An 18779-nucleotide genomic window follows, 5' to 3' on the forward strand; every position below is an offset into this window, starting at 1 on the left:
GATGCTAGCGCGGATCGCTCAGGGTGCCGGGCATTTTCCCTGCCTGTGCACGGCATCAAGAACACTGCCGGCCGTGAGGCTGAACTGGGGCGACAGCGCCACTCCTCCCGCTTGCAGCACCGCTGCGGTCCACCGGTTGCACGTGTGCAGCCAGCTGTATCTGCCATACGCCTTGTAGAACTGGCCATCGCCATACAGACCCGGACCGGCGGCAACAGGCTTGCCGTCAAGTCCGTGGACAAAGGCCTGTGCAATCAACCGGGCCATGCGCTCATACTGGCTGCGGCTGACACAGGTTTGCGCAACATCGTTGCCGATCAGGAAGCGGTCGACAGGCCCCTGTAGCCCCACAACATGCAGGAGTGAGCCTTTCGAAAAGAACAGGGCTTCGATGGCGAGGCCCACCGTGATGTCCTTGGCCTGGTAGAAGCCCATGTCGCCCCAGCCGATCTCGTAATGGCCAGCCTGTGGGAAGCGCTCGCGCAGGCTGGGGATCTCTGTATTGATGGCCTGTGCTGGAAGCAGCAGCCCCGCATGCCAGCCATTGCCCACCACGTAGATTTTGACCTGTGGCTCTGCAATGCCATCTGCGCAGTACGCCGCAGATGCGCTCGACAGCGCGGTGAAGATGAGGAACGTTCTCAGCAGCATCAGCGAGACTTGCAGAACAACTTGACGTCGTTCTTGGCGACGTCGATGTCGTGCTGGTCGATCGGACTGCCATTGGCGTGCTGGAGGTTTCCATCCAGCACGTCTCTGGCCAGTGCGCAGCGCGATGCGTCCGTGCCGTCGTCGCGGCCGCCGGTACGGCTCCGTTTGACTGGTTCTGCAGGTGGGACGGCTGTTTTGGTGTTTGGCTTTTGAGGACGCAACCAGTTTTCTGTCTTTTCGCCCTGGGGCGGGGGCGCTGCCGGGAAGGCAGCCGATGGCTGGATCTTCACTTTGGCCGCAGGGGCCGTGCCGGGCTTGCGTTCGCCGTAATGTGTCTGCCCTTTCTCATCGACCCACTTGTAGACCTCTGCATGCGCCACGGGCACGATGGGGGTGATCAGGGCCGCAACAAGGCCGCTGTAGACCGCGGCGACATGGGCGTTCATGGTGTGGCCTGCTCCTTGAGGTGTGATTGAGACCAGGCGGACAAGGCTTCCAGTTCCTTGAACATGGGTACACCGGGGGTGATGTCGTAGGCTCCGCCATCGATGAGCGCGGTCATGCGCTTGCAGGTGGCATCCTTGCCGTGCTTGTCGTACAGGCCCTTGAGATCACCTTCTGCTGTTCGGCGTACCGAGGCCAGCTCTTCCAGAAGCGTGTTCTTGGTGTCATCGCCTTTGGCTGTGGCTTCGTTGAAGCGCGCTTGAATGTACTCAGCGGCGGCAACCACGTACTTGGTGTTGCGTTGCTGCCAGCTTTCCGCGAACTGCTGAGGGGTTTCGGTCCTGCCGAGATCCGCAAGGCAATCCCTGGCGATGCGGCCCACTGTGAAGTTCATGGATCCGATGAATCCACTTGCCGCGTCGCGTGATTCGGATGCAACGCCTGCAACCTCCTGACTGGATGCGGCTTGGCTGGAAAGAGCGATCAAGCAGGCGAGAGCAGCATTGAGTTTCATTGAGCGGCCTGCTTCGTTGGCTGAGCCGTGACGAACGAAGCAATGTTCAGCTTGGAGGTCATGTATCGAGGGTGGAAGTTGGGGAGCACGATTTCCTGGGGTCGCGTCATCAATTTGCCAGCCGCACGACCTTGGTCCGCGCGATGAAATCGCCCAGGCGGCGCCGTTGCCTGCCGGCGATGAACGCGCAGTCGACAACACCCAGGACGATCAGGCACAGATTGCGCACGAACGACTGCAGGTAGCTGCAAGGCCGGCCGGTATCCACGTGCACCACGGCACTGCGCGTGAACTTCTTGCCGATGCTTTGGCCCCCAGGGAGCCCATCACAGATCAGCAGGTAGAGAACCCAGCCCAGGATGGTGAGCTCCAGCGGCAGCCCTGCGGCCTTGGCGGCGAAGTAGAAGAGGGCGCCGGTGCCGGCCGCCACGAAGCCGTCTAGAAACTGCGCGGTGAATCTGTCGCCAATGGATGCGAGAGGTTGGTTCATCGCTGATGTCTCAGTGGGCGCGCCCATCGAAGTGCTGCACAGGCACAGCAGCCAGATCGACGCCGTCCAGGCAGCGGATGTTGATGGCTGCCATGGCATTGCCCTTGGGGTCGATGCCTTCGCCATATGGGTGGATGCCGCAGACAGAACAAAATCGATGCTTGATGACGTGCTTGTTGAACGTGTAGGTGTCTGCGGCGTTTTCGGGCGTGAGCAGCGTCATGTCAGCGCGGGGGACGAACCAGAGCAGCGAGCCTTTCTTCTGACAGATCGAACAGTTGCACGACAGGGCCCCTGTGATCTCGCCGCTGACCTCGAATGCAACCTTGCCGCAGTGGCAACTTCCTGTGTGCTTCATATCGATCTTTGTTGATTGGTGCTCAATCGCACCTTCGGAAATGTAAGTGATGCCTGTGCGGAGATTTTTTGGGGGTAACGTGACGTTTCATGTCCTGGCAACAGAGACCTTCCGGTCCCGCCAGACCCGGTGCCGACCCCCTCCGAGCAGGGGGGCTCTTCGGGTCATCTCTAATTTGACAATGATGATTGCCAGATGTAAAGTGCACACATTCGTTATCACATAGGGCAGGCCCCCGGGATCTGCCCACGGAGACTCCACATGGCTGAACACTTTGACGTCCTGATCGTGGGCGCCGGCTTGTCCGGTATCGGCGCCGCTCGCCATCTGCAGAAGAACTGCCCTGAAAAGAGCTTCGCCATCCTGGAAGGCCGTGAGACCACCGGCGGTACCTGGGACCTGTTCCGCTACCCCGGCATTCGCTCTGATTCGGACATGTACACGCTGGGCTACAACTTCAAGCCCTGGACCGAGCCGCAAGTCATCGCCGACGGCCACCGCATCCGCAACTACATCCGCGAAACCGCCCGCGAGCACGCCATCGAAGGCAAGATCCGCTGTGGCCACAAGGTGGTCTCGGCCGACTGGCGCAGCGAAACCGCCACCTGGACGCTGACCGTGCAGAAGACCTCGGGTGAGACGGTGCAACTGAGCTGCAACTGGCTCATGATGTGCTCCGGCTACTACAACTACGAAGAAGCCTTCACGCCCGAGTTCAAGGGCCGTGACGATTTCAAGGGCCAGGTCATCCACCCGCAGTTCTGGCCCGAGAACCTGGACTACAGCGGCAAGCGCGTGGTCGTGATCGGCTCTGGCGCCACGGCCATCACCCTGATCCCGTCGATGACGGATAAGGCCCAGCACGTCACCATGCTGCAGCGCACGCCCAGCTATGTGATCTCGGTGCCGCAGTTCGACCCGATGGTGCGGGTGCTGCTGAAGTTCCTGCCAGAGATGACGGTCTACAAGATCAGCCGGGCGCGCAACAACTTCATCACCCAGATGATCTTCAAGCTGTCGCGCAAGTACCCCAACTTCATGCGCAAGCTGCTGCTCAAGCAGGTGAAGGTGCAGGTGGGCAAGGACTTCGACATGAAGCACTTCACGCCGCCCTACAACCCCTGGGACCAGCGCCTGTGCGCCGTGCCCAATGGCGACATGTTCAAGGTGCTGCGCAAGGGCAAGGCCTCGGTGGTCACCGACCATATCGATCGTTTCACAGACAAGGGCATCCTGCTCAAGTCGGGCCAGACGCTCGAGGCCGACATCATCGTGACGGCCACAGGCCTGAACCTGCGCCTGTTTGGCGGCATGACCATGTCGGTTGATGGCAAGGCCATCGAGATGAACCAGCACATTTCGTACAAGGGCGTGATGTTCAGCGACATCCCCAATTTCTCGAATGCGCTGGGCTACACCAATGCGTCGTGGACGCTCAAGGCCGACCTGATTGCCGAGTACGTGTGCCGCCTGATCAAGCACATGGACAAGACGGGCACCCGCATCGCCGTGCCCGAGCGCAAGGACCCGGACATCAAGACCGGCTCGTTGCTGGAGATGACCTCCAACTACGTGACACGCGCCGAGCATTACATGCCCAAGGGCGCCGACCGCGCACCCTGGAAGCTGTACCAGAACTACGCGCTGGACATGGACCAACTGCACAACGGCAAGCTGGAAGACGGGGTGATGGCGTTCCGCAAGCCCCATGTGGTGGGCGCTGAGGCAGTTCCACGCAAGGTGGCGGCCTGATCAGGCCCTTTTGAGCCCGGCCTTCTGGCCGGGCCGCTCACGCCAAGGCTGGTCAGCCGATGCCATCGGCCGGTTGAGAGAGCTCGGCCTGGCTCATCAGCTTGATGCCGTACAACTGGCGGACGTAGGCTTTCAAGTCATCCAGGAATGAGGGTTGTGAGCGCGAGAACCGGCGGCCATGGGTGCTCAGCGTGGGTGCCCCCGCGCTGGCAGGCGGCACGACCTTCAAGGTGAAATCCTCGCGCTCGTTGAGCCTGTGCACCCAGCCCTCCAGGTAGTCGCTTTGTTCAGGCGTGGCGCTCAACAAAGTCAGAAGCCCGGCCTCGTTGATCTGGACCTTGCCGATCGGTGTGTCCTGATCGGCGGTGACGGCAATGACAAGAAGTTCGATGGGGGTCATGGGGTTTTCTCCGTGCCAGAGCTTTCGTGCTTCAGCCAGGCCTCGACGGGCTCAGGCACGGCGCGCAGGTGCAGATCAAGCTGGTTGTTCGGGATGGCGATCCGGGCCGCTCGCAGCGCTGCCAGCGTGCGTGCCAGCAACTCGCCCCGTAGTGCGCCCGCGGTGGAAAGGTCATCCGTCCAGGCCCGCACCACGAATGTCAGCGTGCCGTTCACATAACCCGTCATCAGCACCACGGGCTCGGGCTTCTCGGCCGCGCCGGGTGTCGAGCGTGCCGCAGCGCCCAGCACGGCCAAGGTGCTCGCCGGGTCCGAGTCTGGCGCCACACCCAGCTGGATCTCGACACACCGGCTGCGGTCGAACATGGTCCAGTTGGTCAGGTTGCCGCTGATCAGGAGGCCGTTGGGCACGACCACGTCGGCGCCGTCGGACGTGCGGATGATGGTCGAGCGCAGGTGGATCTCACGCACGGTGCCCGAGGTGCCGGCCGCGTCCACCACATCCCCAGGCTGGATGGGCCGCTCGAACATCAGCACCAGGCCCGACACGAAGTTGTTGACCACGCCCTGCAGCCCGAAGCCGATGCCCACGCCCAGCGCGCCGAACACGAGCGCCAATTGGCTGACCTGAAACCCCGCTGCGGACAGCGCCACCAGCAGGCCCAGCATCAGCACGCCGTAGTAGCTCAATGAGGCGATGCTGTTGCCCACGCCACGTGGCAGCCTTGACTGGCGGGGCAGCTCGTCGCGCAGCACATGGCGCACGGTCCGCGCCGCCCAGAACGCGATCCAGACGGACAGCCCGAACACCAGCACATCGCCCAGGTGGATGGACACCTCGCCCACGTCGATGCCGAGAGCCAGCACGGTGGCGCCTGCATCGTGCAGCGGCCGCAGCACCCGAAAGCGGTCCAGCGTGTAGAGCAACCAGCCCAGCGATGCGCCCAGCACCAGGAGGCGCCTGCAGGCGGTCAGCAGCAGCGGCGACTGCTGGCGCACGAGCCGGCGGTTGGCCAGTTCAGGCTGGCCCAGCAGCGTGCCGAATATGCCCAGGCAGGCCACCACGCTGGAGGACAGCAGCAAGGCCATGTAGCCGCTGTCGATGACCCCGCTGGTGAGCATCTCGGCGAGCGAGACGTTGCCGGCGATGTTGGAGACAGCGGCCACCGCGAGCAGTGTCAGCACCACCCAGCCGATGGGCCGCACGATCCGCCACGCAGGGCTGCCACGCGAGGCGGCCGGCAGCCCCGCTCCGTTCAGCAGCCAGGCGGTCAGCCCCAGCGCCAGACCGTTGAGCGCGAGCAGGAACAAGCGGTACAGGCCTGCATCGGCCACGGCCGCCACACCCAGGCGGTCCAAGGCATAGAGCCCGACGGCGACATACGGCCACACGCCCAGCGCTTGAAGCACGCCCGCGGGCAGCAGGCGCAGCACGGGAACCAGGGCGATCAGCAGCGCGAGCTCTTCCACCAGCAGTGGCGCGTCCGGCTCCAGGGCCAGCACGGCCAGCATCGACAGCAGCACCCATGCCGAGATCGGGCGGTGCAGTGCGGTGGCTGGGACCGGTGGCGCCGCGCCATCTTGCGCGCGCCGGCTCCGCACCATCAGCCACAGGATCAGCGGGAGCAGCAGGATCTGGAGCACACCCAGCACCTGCCGGTTGTTCGTGCCGAAGGCGCGGTAGTCCAGCGCGAACTGGCGCTCGATCTGAATGCCTTGTTCCATGGCGGCCCAGGCGGCCTGCGAATCGGGACGCTGGCCCAGCCCTTGCCACAAGGGTGGTGCATCGGTCTGCAGCAGCCGGTGGTCGATGTCGTCGATGGCGGCAGCGACCTCGTCCTTGCCGGCCTGGATGCGGGCCTGAAGCTCGCTGGCCCGCTGCTTCAGGGCGAACTGGCGCGCCAGTGCGGTGCCCAGCGCAGCTTCGGACGCATCGATCTGCCCGATCATGTCGTCGACGCGCGTGGACATCGCGGGCGGCAATCCCTCCAGCAGTCCCTCGGCCCGCGTGGCTGACCAGGCAGCGCGGCGCTGTGCCAACTGCAGAGCGCTGTCGGCGTAAGGGGCCAGTTCGCGCCTGGCCTGCGCTTCCCAGCGCTCGAAGCGGCGGGTGTCGAAGGCCCAGTGCCGCGCCAGGCTCTCCAGGCGCATGACGGGCAGTTGGCGCAGCGTGCCCGCTGCGGCCGTGCGCTGCTTGGCATCGACCGGGCGTGCGATGTCATCGAGCGCGGTGCCCAGGCGATCGACAGGGTCTGGCGCCGCCAGCAGGTGCTTGGCCAGGTCCACCCGCTGCTGGTCTTCGTCAGCCCGGGCCAGGATGTCTGCCACTGCGATGGGAGCGACCGCAGCGGAGGCTGCGATGGTTGCTGCGGTGGTGTTGGGCTGGGCTGCGATGCAGGTCAGGACGAGGGACAGCAGTGGTGCCAGCGCGGCCATGGCCAGCCACCGCAAGGTGCTGCGCGTGTGGAGGTGCTCGTCGTGCATCGATCGGGTGTCCTTGCCCTGGAAGGGCGGCTGCTGCCGGGGTTCCAGCGTACCAAACCTCCGGTCACCCGGCCCGATCCGGGATGTCTCATCGCTACGGCGGTGGGGCTGTCAATCCGAAGCGCTCTGCAAGCTGCTGGATGGTTGCCTTCGGCCCTTCCATGCGCCAGTCATCACAGCGATCCCACTCGCACTTGAGCTTGACGCCGTGGCGGCGCAGGCGGACGCAGTCATGGTCAATGCCTGCGTCCATGCCCCAGTACCTTGAATAAACTTCCCAACCATCGGCCTCCAGTGCCGACACGATGTCCAGGAAGGTGGCGTCCGGGATTTCCAGGATGCTGGACAAGCCGCGTTGCCGGCATCTCCAAAGTGCGACCTTCCGCATCCAGCCAGCGATCAGAGTCATGCGGAGTGTCAGCTTGTGCTCAACTGTTCGCGAAGCTGCTGATCTGACGGGCGCGCAGGCGGGTCGGAGCGATGGCGTACTGGCATGCCTTGATTGTAGTCAGCGGTCTGCACTCAGCCCTTCTTTCTTCGCAGCAGCGTGCCGCCCACGACCATCAAGCCCGCCGCCATCAGTGCATAGGTCTGCGGCTCCGGCACGGCGCCCACCGCGAAGGTCTCGCTGACCAGCACGGTGCCATTGATGCGGAAGTCGACACTCCACAGGCCAAGGGCCGGGTCCTCAGGCAGCATGAAGGAGGCCGCCCAGCGCGCGAACGAATACTCGGCCACGTTCCACGCCGACTTGCCGACCTGTGTGCCATCGGGCCGGCGCCAGATGAAGTCGATGGTGTCGCCGCTGTTGGTGCCGAAGAAGTTGACCCACATGAACGCCCTGGCCCCGGTGTTGGGCTCGAACGCGCCGGCCTCGGGCGGGCGGTAGGTCCATTCGGTGTTGGTGGGCAGGTGGTTGGAAACGCCAGAGTCCAGGATGCCGCGCTGGTCGCCGGCGTAGGGCAGGGGAGAGACCCACCACTTGGCCGGGTCCTGGTAGGTGTCGACGACCTGCCCGTTCTCGAACACCGCAAAGTGCAGGTGCGGGTCGGTCGACAGGCCGCTGCTGCCCACCAGGCCGATGGTCTGTCCCGCCGTGACGGTCTGCCCGACGGCCACGTCGACCGAGCCCTTGGCCAGGTGCAGGTACTGGGTGGTGATGCCACCGCCGTGGTCGATGGTGATGTAGTTGGGGTTGTTGCCGCAGGGGGCGGCCCAGGAGCATTGGTCGTATTCGCCATCGTGCACGCTCACCACCGTGCCCGCGGCGGCGGCGAACACGGGCACGTCGCGGTTCATCGCGGCGAAGTTGGGCAGCGTGAAGTCGATGGCGTCGTGGCCGTTGTACGAGTAGATGCCGCCAAGGTAATCGGACACGCCTGGTCCAGGGTTCGTGTCGACGTAGTTGACGATGGTCCAGTCCTTGAAGGGCTGGCCGCCGAGCGGGGAGATGAACTGGACGGCGTGGGCCGATGCGGACAAAGCCAGGGCGGCCGCAGCGTACAGGCTGCGGGCGACGGTGGCGGGCTGGATGACCATGGCGTGCTCCCTTGCAAACGGAAGCTTCAGATTGCAACCGGGTTTGCCGGGCGCTGCAAGGGTGCTGGGGACTTCAATCTTGGGGGACAGGATCACTGGTCCTGGAGACGCCGACGTGGCGTGTCAGGGTTTGGCACCGTTGGCATCCGGCCCTGGCACATTTCCGATCACCCGGTTCACCATCACATAACGGTTGCCCAGCCGCCCCTGGCTGGCCACCAGATCGCGGCGTGCCTGCAGATAAGCGCGCTGCCCATCGAGTACCACGGTGAAATCCACCGTGCCGCCGTCGTAGCGGGCGCGGGCCAGATCGTAGGCTTTGCGGGTGCTGTCCAGCCGGGCCTGCATCTGCTGCGCCTGCTGGCGCTCGGCGGCGTAGCCGTTCAGCGCATCGTCGATCTCCTGCCAGGCCTGCAGCACGGTGCGCTGGTAGTTCACGGCCGCTTCCTGCTGCTCCAGCTCGCGCAACTGCACCACGCTCTTGCGGCGGCCGTGGTCGAACAAGGGCAGGTTCAGGGAGGGGCCGATGGACCAGGTGCGGCTGCCCCAATCGCTGAACTCGCCACGCAGGTAAGACTCATGGCCGAACTTCGCGCCCAGGCGGATGCTGGGGTACAGGTCGGCGCGCGCCACGCCGATGCTGGCCGTGGCGCGGTGCAGTTGCGCCTCGGCAGCGCGGATGTCGGGGCGGCGCAGGGCCAACTCCGAAGGCAGGCCCAGTGCCAGGTCGGGCGGTGTGGCCGGCGCGGTGTCCGCTGAGGGCACGGCCAGCAGACCGCGCAGGGCGCCGGGGCGCTCGCCCAGCAACAGCGCGATCTGGTTGGCGCTGCCGCTCTCCTGCGCGAGCAGGCTTGGCAACTGCCCCTCCACGGCTGACAGCTCGGCGCGTTGGCGCTCCAGGTCCAGGTGGTCCATCACGCCGCGTTTCACGCGGGCCTCCAGCAGGCCCAGGCGGTCCTGCAGGGCGGCGATGTCTTCGCGGGCCAGCTGGCTCTGGCGTTGCGCAGTGCGCAGGTCGATGTAGTGGCGGGCGACGTCGCTGGCCAGGCTCAGGCGGGCCAGGTCCAGCAGGGCGGCCTGGCGCTGCACGTCGGCATCAGCCGCTTCGATGCTGCCGCGCACGCGGCCCCACAGGTCCAGCTCCCAGGAGGCATCGAAGCCGGCCTGGTAGAGCGTGAAGGGCTCGCTGAGGAAATCCGCCAGGCGCGCACGGTCGCCGCCCAGCGCATCGAGCATGCGCGTNAGCTCCCAGGAGGCATCGAAGCCGGCCTGGTAGAGCGTGAAGGGCTCGCTGAGGAAATCCGCCAGGCGCGCACGGTCGCCGCCCAGCGCATCGAGCATGCGCGTGCCCGCACCGACTTCACTTTGGCGCTGGCGGCTCACGCCACCGCTCACGCCCACATCGGGGCCGCGCTGCGCGGCAGTGGTGCTGCGTTGCACGCGGGCCTGGGCGAAGTGCAGGGTGGCGGTGCGCAGGTCGGGGCTGGCCTCGATGGCGCGCTGCTGCAGCTGGTCGAGCAACGGGTCGTTGAAGGCTCGCCACCACGCCGAGGGCAGGGCCTGGCGGGTCTCCACCGGGATGCGCAGGCTCTCGTCGCCGCTGCGCCAGGTGGTCCAGTCGTCCGGTGCCTGCGCGGTGGGGGATTGGTAGGCAGGCCCGGTGGCGCAGGCAGTGAAGGCCAGGGCCAGCGCGATGCTGAGGCTGAGACAGGCGAGGCGTGGTGTGGGCATGGCGGGTGTCCCCATGGTTCAGGAAAGCCGGTTGCGGAACAGCCAGGCCGCCAGCGGCAGCGTGATGGCCGAGATCACCAGCATGGGCACGAAGTCGAAGGCGATGTCCCTGAAGCCGGCGCCTTCCAGGTAGACGCGGCGCACCAGGTCCACGCCGAAGCGCAGCGGATTGGCATAGGTGCCGATCTGCAGCACCTCGGGCATGTTGCGCACCGAGGTCAGCAGGCCCGACAGCATCATCAGCGGCATCAAGAGCAGGAAGGTGTAGAGCATGGCCTGCTGCATGTTGACCGACACGGCCGAGATCGACAGGCCGATGCCCACCGCCGCCACCGTGAAGCTGAGCAGCCCCAGGTACAGCAGCCACGTCGATCCGGCGATCGGGATCTGGAACCACCAGCGCACGATCAGCAGGATGACGGTCGATTGCGCCAGCCCCACCAGGATCGAGGGCACGGCCTTGCCGATCAGGATCTGCATGGGCGTGAGCGGCGTCACCAGCAACTGGTCGAAGGTGCCCTGCTCGCGCTCGCGCGCCACCGACAGCGCGGCCACCAGCATGGTCTGCAGCATGCTGAGGCTGGCGATCAGCGCGGGCATGATGTTCCAGCGCGATTCAAGGTTGGGGTTGAACCAGGCGCGCCGCTCCACCTTCACCTGCGCGCCGCCGCCGCGTTGCTGGTTGTAGTCGGTGACGATGGCGGTGACCTGCGCGGCCGCGGCCGCCGCCGTGGACGAGTTGCGCCCATCCAGGATCAGCTGCAGCGGTGCGGCCCGGCCCGATGCCAGCTGCGCCTCGAAATCCGCCGGGAAGCTCAGCACCATCAGCACGCCGCTGTCCTCGATGGCCGGGGCGATGTCGTGCGTTGTGCTCAGCATGACCTCGCGCTTGAAGACGCCGGTGCCGTCCACGCGCCGCAGCAGCTCGGTCGAGGCATCACCCCGGCTCTGGTCCAGCACGGCGTAAGGCGCATGCGTCAGCTCGTAGGTGGCGCCATAGCCGAACAACAGGCCCTGGATCAGCGCGGGCGCGATCAGCAGCACGCGGGCCGAGGGTTCCTTGAGCAGGTCCAGCAATTCCTTGCGGATCAGGAAGCCGATGCGCGCCAGCGCGGCGATGAAGTCGTTCATGGCGTCAGGCATCCAGGGTCTTGCGCAGGGTGCGGCGCGTGGCGAACAGCAGAACCAGCACGTACAGCGCCAGGATCCCGCCGTCGCACAGGATCATGGGCCAATGGTTGCCGGCCAGGAACAGCGTCTTGATCAGGCCCATGAAGTGCGTGGCCGGCAGCAACTGGCTGATCACCTGCACCACCACGGGCACATTGCGCAGGTCGAACACGAAACCCGACAGCATCATGGCCGGCATGAAGCTGGTGAGCAGCGCCATCTGGCTGGCCTCGAACTGGTTGCGCGTGCGGCCGGAGATGAACAGCCCCAGCAGCAGCGACACGGCCAGGTACAGCATCGAGGCGATCACGATCACCACCAGCGAACCGCGCATGGGCACCTCGAACAGGAAGTGCGCGGCCAGCAGGCACATGGCCAGGTCGATGGCACCCACGGCCAGGTAGGGCACCAGCTTGGCCAGCACGATCTCCAGCGGGCGCACGGGCGTGACAAACAGCGGCTCCAGCGTGCCGCGCTCCCACTCGCGGGCGATGAGTAGCGAGGTCAGGAAGGCGCCGATCAGCGTCATCACCAGCGCAATCAGGCCGGGGACCAGGTACCAGGTGCTGGTGTTGGCCTCGTTGAACCACATGCGCTGCACCACCTGCACGCTGCCCACGCCGTTGGGCTTGCCCCCGGCCCGGTCGGCCTGCTGCTGCGCCCAGGTGGCGAGGGCGCCGCCCACGTAGCCCTCCACCGCCGCGGCGGTGTTGGAATCGACCCCATTGAGCACCAGCTGGATCCGGCCGTGGCCCAGCCCCAACTCGCGTGAGAAATCCTGCGGCACGCGCACGATGGCGTTGACCTCGCCGGCGCGCATGCGCTGCTCCGCCTCCACCATGCTGGTCATCCACACGGGCGCGATGTAGGGTGAGCCCTGCAGTCCGGCCAGCATGTCGCGGGCCTGGGGCGAGTGGTCTTCCATCACCACGGCCACGGGCGCGTTCTTCACATCGAACGACAGGCCATAGCCGAACAGCAGGATCAGCACCACCGGCAGCAGCAGGCCCACGGCGAGGTTGCTGCGATCGCGCAGCATCTGGCGTGTTTCCTTGCGCAGCAGCGCGGTGAAGCGGCGCCAGAAGCCGCCGCCGGGGGACGTCGTGTGCGTCATCGTCATGGCGCCTCCTTTCCGGCCTGGCGGGCTTGCTCGACGATGGCGATGAAGGCGCTGTTCATGTCGCTCGCGTGGTCGCCTCCGGCCTGCTCGCGCACCTGCTGCGGCGTGCCCAGAGCCAGCACGCGCCCGGCATCCTGGATGGCGATGCGGTCGCAGTACTCGGCCTCTTCCATGAAGTGCGTGGTCACGATGATGGTGACGCCGCCTTGCGCCAGACCGGTGATGGTGCGCCAGAAGGCGCGCCGGGCCAGCGGGTCGATGCCGCTGGTGGGTTCGTCCAGGAACAGGATGTCTGGCTGGTGCAGCAGGCCGGCCGCCATGGCCAGGCGCTGCTTGTAGCCACCGGGCAGTTGGCCGCTCTTGGCCTGGGGCTCCAGGGCGAACTGGGCCAGCGCCGCGTCCACGCGCTCGCGCAGTGCCCGGCCGCGCAGCCCGTAGGCACCGCCGAAAAACTCCAGGTTCTCGCGCACCGTGAGGTTGCCGTACAGCGAGAACTTTTGCGCCACGTAGCCGATGCGGGCCCGGGCCTGGGCGCGGGCGTGGCGCAGGTTCACGCCCGCCACCTCCAGGTGGCCGCCGCTGGCCGGCAGCAGGCCGCACAGCATGCGGAAGGTGGTGGTCTTGCCCGCGCCATTGGGGCCGAGCAGGCCGAAGATTTCGCCGCGCCTGACCTCGAAGGATGTGCTGGCCACGGCCGTGAAATCACCGAACTTGCGCACCAGATCGCGCACCACGATCACCGGCTGATCGCCCTGGGGCACACCACCGTCCTGCATGGCCTTGGGCTGCACCTTGATCTTGTCGGGTGCGGCCTCGCTGGGGGGCAGCGCGGCGGCCTGATCATCGCGCTCGTCGTTCTGGTGGTGCTGGCGCAGCAGCATCATGAAGGCGTCTTCCAGCTCTTCGGGGCGGGCCTGGGGCTCGGTGCCCTGCAGCAGATCCTGCAGAGCGCCCTCGTCGGCCTGCCGCTGGCGGATGAAGCGCACAGCGCCGCCCTTGGGCACGGCGTCGATGACCAGTGCCTCCCGGTCGATCAGCCGCGCCTGCAGATCGCGGGCGGCCATGCCCGGTGGCGGCTCGGCCGTGAAGGTCAGGCCTCGGGCCTGCTGGCGCAGCACATCGGGTGCGCCCTCGGCCAGCACGCGGCCGTGGTGCATCACGAAGACCTGGGCGCAGCGCTCGGCCTCGTCCATGTAGGCGGTGCTCACGATCACGCTGAGGTCGTCTTCATCGACCAGTTGCTGCACGATCTGCCACAGGTCGCGGCGCGAGAGCGGGTCCACGCCCACGCTGGGCTCGTCGAGAAGCAGCAGGTCGGGCGACCGCACCAGCGTGCAGGCCAGGCCCAGCTTCTGCTTCATGCCGCCGGAGAGCTTGCCTGCTGGCCGGTCGGTGAAGCGGGTCAGGTCGGTCATGTCCAGCATGCGCTTGAAGCGATCGCGGCGCACCTCGTGCGGCACGCCGTGCAGGTCGGCGTAGAGGTCCAGGTTCTCTTGCACGCTCAGGTCTTCGTACAGGCCGAAGCGCTGAGGCATGTAGCTGATGCGGTCCTGCACGGCCTGCGGATCGCGCGCCACGTCAATGCCCAGCACGCTCAGGCGCCCGGCATCGGGCTTGAGCAGCCCAGCCGCCATGCGCAGCAGCGTGGTCTTGCCCGCGCCATCGGGGCCCACCAGCGCGGTGAGCTGGCCCGCATGCACCGTGAGCGAGATGTCATCGACCGCGTGCAGCGTGCCGCCGCCCGGTGCCGGGAAATCCTTGCGCAGGCCGTCGCTCACCACGGTGGGCTGGGTGCCCATGTCTGTCATGGCGCGTGGCCGGTGTTCAGCTGCACGGTGGCCGGCTGGCCCATGCGCAGCGCGTCGCCCGTGTCGTTGACCAGCACACGCACCTCGTAGACGAGGCTGGTGCGCAGCTCTTCGGTCTGCACGGACTTGGGCGTGAACTCGGCCACCGGCGAGATGTAGCCCACCTGGCCCTGCAGGGGCTGGCCGGGCGCACCGTCGGTGCTGACCCGGGCGGCCATGCCCGGCTTGACGCGGCCCAGATCCGGCTCGCCCACGTACACGCGCACCCATTTCGGGCCCGTGAGGGCCAGGGCGTACACCGGCCGCTGTGGCGTGGCCATGTCGCCCGGCTCCAGCAGGCGCGAGCGCACCACCGCATCGGCCGGGGCCTTGAGCTGGCCCAGTTCGATCTGGTGCTGCAGCAGCGCCAGTTGAGCCTGCGAGGCCTTGAGCTGCGCCTCGGCGCCGGCCACGTCTTCCTTGCGGGCGCCTTGCTCGGTCAGGCGCAGGGCGTCGCGCGCCTCATCGACCTTGGCGCGGCCCACCTGCGCGGCGCTCTTGGCGCGGTCCAGATCCTGCGCGCTCACGCCACGGCCCTGCGTGTCGGTGGCGATGCCCTGCAGCCGGGCCAGATCCTGCTCGGCGCGGGCGGCATCGGCCTGCACGGCGGCCAGGCGGGCCTTGGCCTGGGTGACTTCTTCCGGCCGGGCGCCATTGCGCAGTCGCAGCAGGTTCTGCTGCTGCGCATCGGCCTGGGCCTTGGCCTGATCGGCCTGCAAGGTGAGGGTGCGCGTGTCGAGCACGGCCAGCACGGCGCCGGCCCTGACGCGGTCACCTTCTTGAGCGCGCAACTCGGCCACGCGGCCATTGCCATCGAAGGCCAGAGACACCTGCCGGATGTCCACATTGCCGTGCAGCACCAGCGTGGTGGATGGCGCCTGCTGCCGGTGCTGCCACCACAGCACGCCGCCGACAACCACCGCGATGGCCACCACGGCGGCGGCGATGAGCTTCTTCTTGTCCATGGGATGACCCTCGACTGAAATCTAAATTCAATTTAAACTAAGATCCGCCGAGAATCAAGCCCGTTCCTCAAATGACCTGAACCCAATGAGCAAGCCAACCCGCGGCATGCGTGCCGACGGAGAGCAGACGCGCAGCCGCATCCTGGAGGCGGCCGGGCCGCTGTTCGCCGCCCACGGTTACGCAGAAACAACCAGCAAGGCTATCGCCGAGCAGGCGGGGGTGGATTTGGCCTCGATCAACTACCACTTCGGAAGCCGAAGCGGTCTGTACCAGGCGGTACTGACGGAGGCCCATGGTCGGGTGATCAAGCTGGAGGCTCTGCGGCAACTGGCCGACAGCAGCTTGCCGCCCGCCGACAAGCTGAGGCGCCTGATCGAGACGCTGATCGACACGGCCCTGAGCGATGGCGTCTGGCATGCGCGCATCCTGGCGCGGGAGCTGCTGGCGCCCAGCTCACACCTGAAGGTGCTGCTGGACATCGAAGTGCAACCCAAGCTGGCCATCGTGGCGCGCATCCTGAGCGAGCTCACGGGCATCCCCCTGGGCGACCCGGCGCTGCTGCGCTGCATCGTGAGCATCGCTGCCCCAGGGTTGATGCTGCTGGTGGCGGGCAATGGGCTGCCGGGGCCGGCGCAGTTGGTGCGCCAGATGCCGAGGGATGAGATCGTGGCGCACATGCACCGGTTTGCGCTGGCGGGGCTGGAGGCGGTGGGGCGGGCGCACACGCAGAGCGGGAAGAGTGAGGCGCAAGCTACATAGCTCGGCTTGCCGAGTAGGCACCCTGGCGTTGAGCGCAAGGCTTGGGCGCAAAGCCCCGTGAGCCTGCGTTCAACGATCTTTGTTTTGCCGCGCAGCTGGCCTGTTGGCCACCTCGCCCAGCAGCGCCTTGAGCCGAGGCGCGGCGAAATCAATGAAGCAGCGCATCTTCAGCGGCATCACGCCCCTCGATGCATGCACCAGATGCACCGGCGAAGGCTCTGGCTCGAAGCCTTCGAGCACGATCTGAAGCGCCCCGGCCTGCACCGCGTTGGCCACCTGGTAATGCAGCACGCGGGTCACGCCAACACCAAGGGCCGCTGCATCCACAGCAGCCTCTGGCGTTGACACCACCAGGCGGGGCCGCATCTCGATGTCGATGGCGCCGCTGCCCGCATCGCGGAAACGCCAGGATGGCGACGGCATGGGCGACTCCACCGTGATGCAGGGATACGTGCTCAGGGCCTGGGGGTGCTTGGGCTCACCATGCTCAAGCAGCAGGGCCGGGCTGGCGCACACCACGGTGCGCATGCTGCCGATGCGGGTGGCCACCATCGAGCTGTCGGGCAGGGCACCGATGCGCACGGCCATGTCTACCCGGTCGTCGATGAGGTCCACATTGCGATCGGCCAGCATCAGGCGGATGCTGATCTGCGGGAAGGCCGCCAGAAAATCGGCGACCACGGGCAGCACATGCAGACGCCCGAACATCAGCGGCGCGGTGATCACCAGCTCGCCCTTGGGCGTGGTGAACTCTCCCAGCGCATTGCGCTCGGCCTCATCGACCTGCTCCAGGATGCGCCGCGCCGCCGCCACGTAGGCCACGCCGGCATCCGTCAGCGTGAGTTTGCGGGTGGTGCGGATCAAAAAGCGCGTGCCTAGCAGCGCCTCCAGATCGGTGATCTTGCGGCTGAGCGTGGCCAGCGGCACCTTGAGTACGCGGCTTGCGCCTGAAAGGCTGCCGGCTTCCGTCACCGCCACCAGCATCGACATGGCCTCAAAACGATCCACGGGGCACCCTTCCAAATTTTGGTAAGAACATTCCTGATATTGGTAGATTATCAAGATTGCTGGAAGGATCCATCATGGGGCCAGCTTCACTTCACAGAAACGGCGGCCCACCATGTCATACGGATTCCTGGACATCGCCATCACCCCCAGCGTGCGTGCCGCCCAAGAAAAGATGGGCGCGGCCCACGCGTGGGAAGACTTTCAGGGCCACCGCGAATTCAACCGCTTCACCGAGCACGAAGCGGCTTTCATCGCCGCGCGCGACAGCTTCTACATGGCGACCGTGTCAGAGACCGGCTGGCCCTACGTGCAGCACCGTGGCGGGCCGCGCGGCTTTCTGAAGCTGGTGGACGAGACCACGCTGGCCTTTGCCGACTACCGGGGCAACCGGCAGTACATCAGCACGGGCAACGTGGTGGCGAACGACCGGGCGTGCTTGTTCCTGATGGACTACGCGCACCGCACCCGGCTGAAGGTGTATGTGCGGGTGGAAGAGGTGGCGCTGGATGCCGACCCGGCGTTGACGGCGCTGGTGACGGCGCCTGACTACCGGGCCAAGCTGGAGCGGATCTTCAAGCTGCGGCTGGAGGCGTTCGATTGGAACTGCCCACAGCACATCACACCGCGGTTCACCGAGCAGGAAGTGGGTGAGGCGGTGGCGCCGATGCGTGACAGGCTGGCGGTGCTTGAGCGGGAGAATGCGGATTTGAAGGCTCGGCTCTCGAACGCTGGAGGCAGCGGGCAAGCCTTATAGATCGGCTTGCCGAGTAGACAGCCTTGCGCATTGAGCGAGAAGGCTTGGACGCAAAGCACCGCGAGCTTGCGCGCAAGGATCTTTGCTTTGCGCACCGAAGCAGTTTGGCTTGCATGCTGGGATGAATGCCTTGGCAGCGAGCCTGTGAACCTTGCGCGCAAGCCTTGCGGCCCTTGATGCGGCAAGCAAGCGGTCAAGAAAAAGCCCCGCGAGCGGGGCTTTTGAACTTCCGTGGCCGAGTGTCAGAGCGCGCCAACCGGGCTCTTGGCGGCAGGCGCCTTGCGCGAGAAGCGGGTGGCCATGTCGCGGCGCAGTGCGTCCAGCCCCGAGGCCTTGCCCAGCACCTTCAGCAGGGCGTAGCCCTCCAGCGAGGTGGTCATAATGTCGCTGGCCCAGTGCCATCTCGGAATCGTTAGCACGGCCGATCAACTTGCGCAGGCGTGTGACGCGTGGGCGCTGGGCGTCAAGTTGGGCCATGTCGCGCAGGGCCTCGGCCAGGGCCACCCCAGATGGGGGCAGCTTGGGGTTCTCGCTCATTAGGCGTGATCAGGGTTCTAACTTCGTGTTACTACGCTAGATAACCTTTCAACGCTTGTATCAGAGTTAAAAACCGGCAAATTTCAGAGTTGCGCAATGCTGCGGCGACTTCGAGCATACGTGTGAAGCATGGTGCACTACAACGGTCATCGACGGCTAAATCTACGCAGCTGAGGTGCCAGCGTTCGGGTTTTGCTGTAGCGCTATGAATCAGCCAGCAAGCCTGCATGCGGAGCGCCACATCAAGCCGACTGCA

Annotated in this window: 19 protein-coding genes; 3 read left to right on the forward strand and 16 right to left on the reverse strand. The window is 66.1% G+C overall.

The genetic code is table 11. From position 1 onward, the window contains the following. Positions 1-18: 18 nt before the first annotated feature. The 5 genes from EIP75_RS18340 to EIP75_RS18360 form a co-directional block, all read right to left on the reverse strand. The gene (locus EIP75_RS18340; protein WP_125244733.1) at positions 19-651 is read right to left on the reverse strand and encodes a DUF2459 domain-containing protein; all 633 of its coding nucleotides are present in this window, start codon (positions 649-651) and stop codon (positions 19-21) included. Then, positions 651-1097 carry a DUF4124 domain-containing protein gene (locus tag EIP75_RS18345; protein ID WP_125244734.1) on the reverse strand — a complete coding sequence of 149 codons (447 nt, stop codon included), beginning with the start codon at positions 1095-1097 and terminating at the stop codon, positions 651-653. Before EIP75_RS18345 ends, EIP75_RS18340 begins: the two co-directional genes overlap by 1 nt. Further along, complete coding sequence (locus tag EIP75_RS18350) at positions 1094-1609, reverse strand: hypothetical protein (RefSeq protein WP_125244735.1); 516 nt, start codon at positions 1607-1609, stop codon at positions 1094-1096. The genes EIP75_RS18345 and EIP75_RS18350 overlap by 4 nt, the downstream gene beginning before the upstream one ends. A 109-nt stretch (positions 1610-1718) precedes the next feature. Beyond that, positions 1719-2126 (reverse strand): RDD family protein, encoded by a 408-nt coding sequence (locus tag EIP75_RS18355; protein WP_158622904.1) that lies wholly within the window; start codon positions 2124-2126, stop codon positions 1719-1721. Then, on the reverse strand, positions 2110-2457 hold the full coding sequence (locus EIP75_RS18360; RefSeq protein WP_125244737.1) for a GFA family protein: 348 nt from the start codon (positions 2455-2457) through the stop codon (positions 2110-2112). The genes EIP75_RS18355 and EIP75_RS18360 overlap by 17 nt, the downstream gene beginning before the upstream one ends. Before the next feature lie 261 nt (positions 2458-2718). Between EIP75_RS18360 and EIP75_RS18365 the strand changes: the two genes are divergently transcribed. Further along, entirely contained in the window at positions 2719-4209 is a 1491-nt protein-coding gene (locus EIP75_RS18365) for a flavin-containing monooxygenase (protein WP_125244738.1), read from the forward strand. A gap of 52 nt (positions 4210-4261) precedes the next feature. Here the strand turns inward: EIP75_RS18365 and EIP75_RS18370 are convergent, their stop codons facing one another. The 9 genes from EIP75_RS18370 to EIP75_RS18410 all read right to left on the reverse strand — a co-directional run bounded on the left by EIP75_RS18370 (position 4262) and on the right by EIP75_RS18410 (position 15464). Continuing rightward, entirely contained in the window at positions 4262-4609 is a 348-nt protein-coding gene (locus tag EIP75_RS18370) for a hypothetical protein (protein WP_125244739.1), read from the reverse strand. Beyond that, on the reverse strand, positions 4606-7092 hold the full coding sequence (locus EIP75_RS18375; RefSeq protein WP_125244740.1) for a mechanosensitive ion channel family protein: 2487 nt from the start codon (positions 7090-7092) through the stop codon (positions 4606-4608). The genes EIP75_RS18370 and EIP75_RS18375 overlap by 4 nt, the downstream gene beginning before the upstream one ends. Positions 7093-7186: 94 nt before the next feature. Further along, the gene (locus EIP75_RS18380) at positions 7187-7441 is read right to left on the reverse strand and encodes a hypothetical protein (protein WP_125244741.1); all 255 of its coding nucleotides are present in this window, start codon (positions 7439-7441) and stop codon (positions 7187-7189) included. A gap of 173 nt (positions 7442-7614) precedes the next feature. Then, positions 7615-8631, reverse strand: a complete 1017-nt coding sequence (locus EIP75_RS18385; protein WP_125244763.1) for a peptidoglycan DD-metalloendopeptidase family protein — start codon at positions 8629-8631, stop codon at positions 7615-7617. A gap of 123 nt (positions 8632-8754) precedes the next feature. Beyond that, the gene (locus tag EIP75_RS18390) at positions 8755-10377 is read right to left on the reverse strand and encodes an efflux transporter outer membrane subunit (RefSeq protein WP_476561145.1); all 1623 of its coding nucleotides are present in this window, start codon (positions 10375-10377) and stop codon (positions 8755-8757) included. Between the two features lie 3 nt (positions 10378-10380). Then, on the reverse strand, positions 10381-11493 hold the full coding sequence (locus tag EIP75_RS18395) for an ABC transporter permease (protein ID WP_125244743.1): 1113 nt from the start codon (positions 11491-11493) through the stop codon (positions 10381-10383). A gap of 4 nt (positions 11494-11497) precedes the next feature. Continuing rightward, positions 11498-12652 (reverse strand): ABC transporter permease, encoded by a 1155-nt coding sequence (locus EIP75_RS18400; protein ID WP_233584938.1) that lies wholly within the window; start codon positions 12650-12652, stop codon positions 11498-11500. Further along, positions 12649-14451, reverse strand: a complete 1803-nt coding sequence (locus tag EIP75_RS18405; protein ID WP_199758648.1) for an ATP-binding cassette domain-containing protein — start codon at positions 14449-14451, stop codon at positions 12649-12651. The genes EIP75_RS18400 and EIP75_RS18405 overlap by 4 nt, the downstream gene beginning before the upstream one ends. 5 nt (positions 14452-14456) lie before the next feature. Next, positions 14457-15464, reverse strand: coding sequence for an HlyD family secretion protein (locus tag EIP75_RS18410; RefSeq protein WP_125244745.1), 1008 nt, complete (start codon positions 15462-15464; stop codon positions 14457-14459). A gap of 85 nt (positions 15465-15549) precedes the next feature. Here EIP75_RS18410 and EIP75_RS18415 point away from each other — a divergent pair, with 85 nt between their 5' ends. Then, entirely contained in the window at positions 15550-16224 is a 675-nt protein-coding gene (locus EIP75_RS18415) for a TetR/AcrR family transcriptional regulator (RefSeq protein ID WP_125244746.1), read from the forward strand. A gap of 69 nt (positions 16225-16293) precedes the next feature. Here EIP75_RS18415 and EIP75_RS18420 read toward each other — a convergent pair whose 3' ends face one another. Continuing rightward, complete coding sequence (locus EIP75_RS18420; RefSeq protein WP_125244747.1) at positions 16294-17232, reverse strand: LysR family transcriptional regulator; 939 nt, start codon at positions 17230-17232, stop codon at positions 16294-16296. Between the two features lie 112 nt (positions 17233-17344). Between EIP75_RS18420 and EIP75_RS18425 the strand changes: the two genes are divergently transcribed. Beyond that, positions 17345-17986, forward strand: a complete 642-nt coding sequence (locus EIP75_RS18425) for a pyridoxamine 5'-phosphate oxidase family protein (protein WP_125244748.1) — start codon at positions 17345-17347, stop codon at positions 17984-17986. A 242-nt stretch (positions 17987-18228) separates the two neighbouring features. On the opposite strand, the gene EIP75_RS24175 is transcribed toward EIP75_RS18425, so the two are convergent. Next, complete coding sequence (locus EIP75_RS24175) at positions 18229-18366, reverse strand: hypothetical protein (RefSeq protein ID WP_158622905.1); 138 nt, start codon at positions 18364-18366, stop codon at positions 18229-18231. Positions 18367-18779: the final 413 nt, after the last annotated feature.

The organism is Aquabacterium soli (assembly GCF_003933735.1).
GTDB classification, from domain to species: Bacteria; Pseudomonadota; Gammaproteobacteria; order Burkholderiales; family Burkholderiaceae_C; genus Aquabacterium; species Aquabacterium soli.

Excerpts from the sequence above, each read along its gene's own strand:
- EIP75_RS18425 (WP_125244748.1), top strand. The coding sequence starts at position 17,345 with ATGTCATACGGATTCCTGGACATCGCCATCACCCCCAGCGTGCGTGCC.
- EIP75_RS18365 (WP_125244738.1), top strand. The coding sequence starts at position 2,719 with ATGGCTGAACACTTTGACGTCCTGATCGTGGGCGCCGGCTTGTCCGGT.
- EIP75_RS18405 (WP_199758648.1), bottom strand. The coding sequence starts at position 14,451 with ATGGGCACCCAGCCCACCGTGGTGAGCGACGGCCTGCGCAAGGATTTC.
- EIP75_RS18410 (WP_125244745.1), bottom strand. The coding sequence starts at position 15,464 with ATGGACAAGAAGAAGCTCATCGCCGCCGCCGTGGTGGCCATCGCGGTG.
- EIP75_RS18400 (WP_233584938.1), bottom strand. The coding sequence starts at position 12,652 with ATGACGATGACGCACACGACGTCCCCCGGCGGCGGCTTCTGGCGCCGC.
- EIP75_RS18370 (WP_125244739.1), bottom strand. The coding sequence starts at position 4,609 with ATGACCCCCATCGAACTTCTTGTCATTGCCGTCACCGCCGATCAGGAC.
- EIP75_RS18360 (WP_125244737.1), bottom strand. The coding sequence starts at position 2,457 with ATGAAGCACACAGGAAGTTGCCACTGCGGCAAGGTTGCATTCGAGGTC.
- EIP75_RS24175 (WP_158622905.1), bottom strand. The coding sequence starts at position 18,366 with ATGACCACCTCGCTGGAGGGCTACGCCCTGCTGAAGGTGCTGGGCAAG.
- EIP75_RS18395 (WP_125244743.1), bottom strand. The coding sequence starts at position 11,493 with ATGAACGACTTCATCGCCGCGCTGGCGCGCATCGGCTTCCTGATCCGC.
- EIP75_RS18415 (WP_125244746.1), top strand. The coding sequence starts at position 15,550 with ATGAGCAAGCCAACCCGCGGCATGCGTGCCGACGGAGAGCAGACGCGC.
- EIP75_RS18355 (WP_158622904.1), bottom strand. The coding sequence starts at position 2,126 with ATGGGCGCGCCCACTGAGACATCAGCGATGAACCAACCTCTCGCATCC.
- EIP75_RS18340 (WP_125244733.1), bottom strand. The coding sequence starts at position 651 with ATGCTGCTGAGAACGTTCCTCATCTTCACCGCGCTGTCGAGCGCATCT.
- EIP75_RS18385 (WP_125244763.1), bottom strand. The coding sequence starts at position 8,631 with ATGGTCATCCAGCCCGCCACCGTCGCCCGCAGCCTGTACGCTGCGGCC.
- EIP75_RS18345 (WP_125244734.1), bottom strand. The coding sequence starts at position 1,097 with ATGAACGCCCATGTCGCCGCGGTCTACAGCGGCCTTGTTGCGGCCCTG.
- EIP75_RS18350 (WP_125244735.1), bottom strand. The coding sequence starts at position 1,609 with ATGAAACTCAATGCTGCTCTCGCCTGCTTGATCGCTCTTTCCAGCCAA.
- EIP75_RS18375 (WP_125244740.1), bottom strand. The coding sequence starts at position 7,092 with ATGCACGACGAGCACCTCCACACGCGCAGCACCTTGCGGTGGCTGGCC.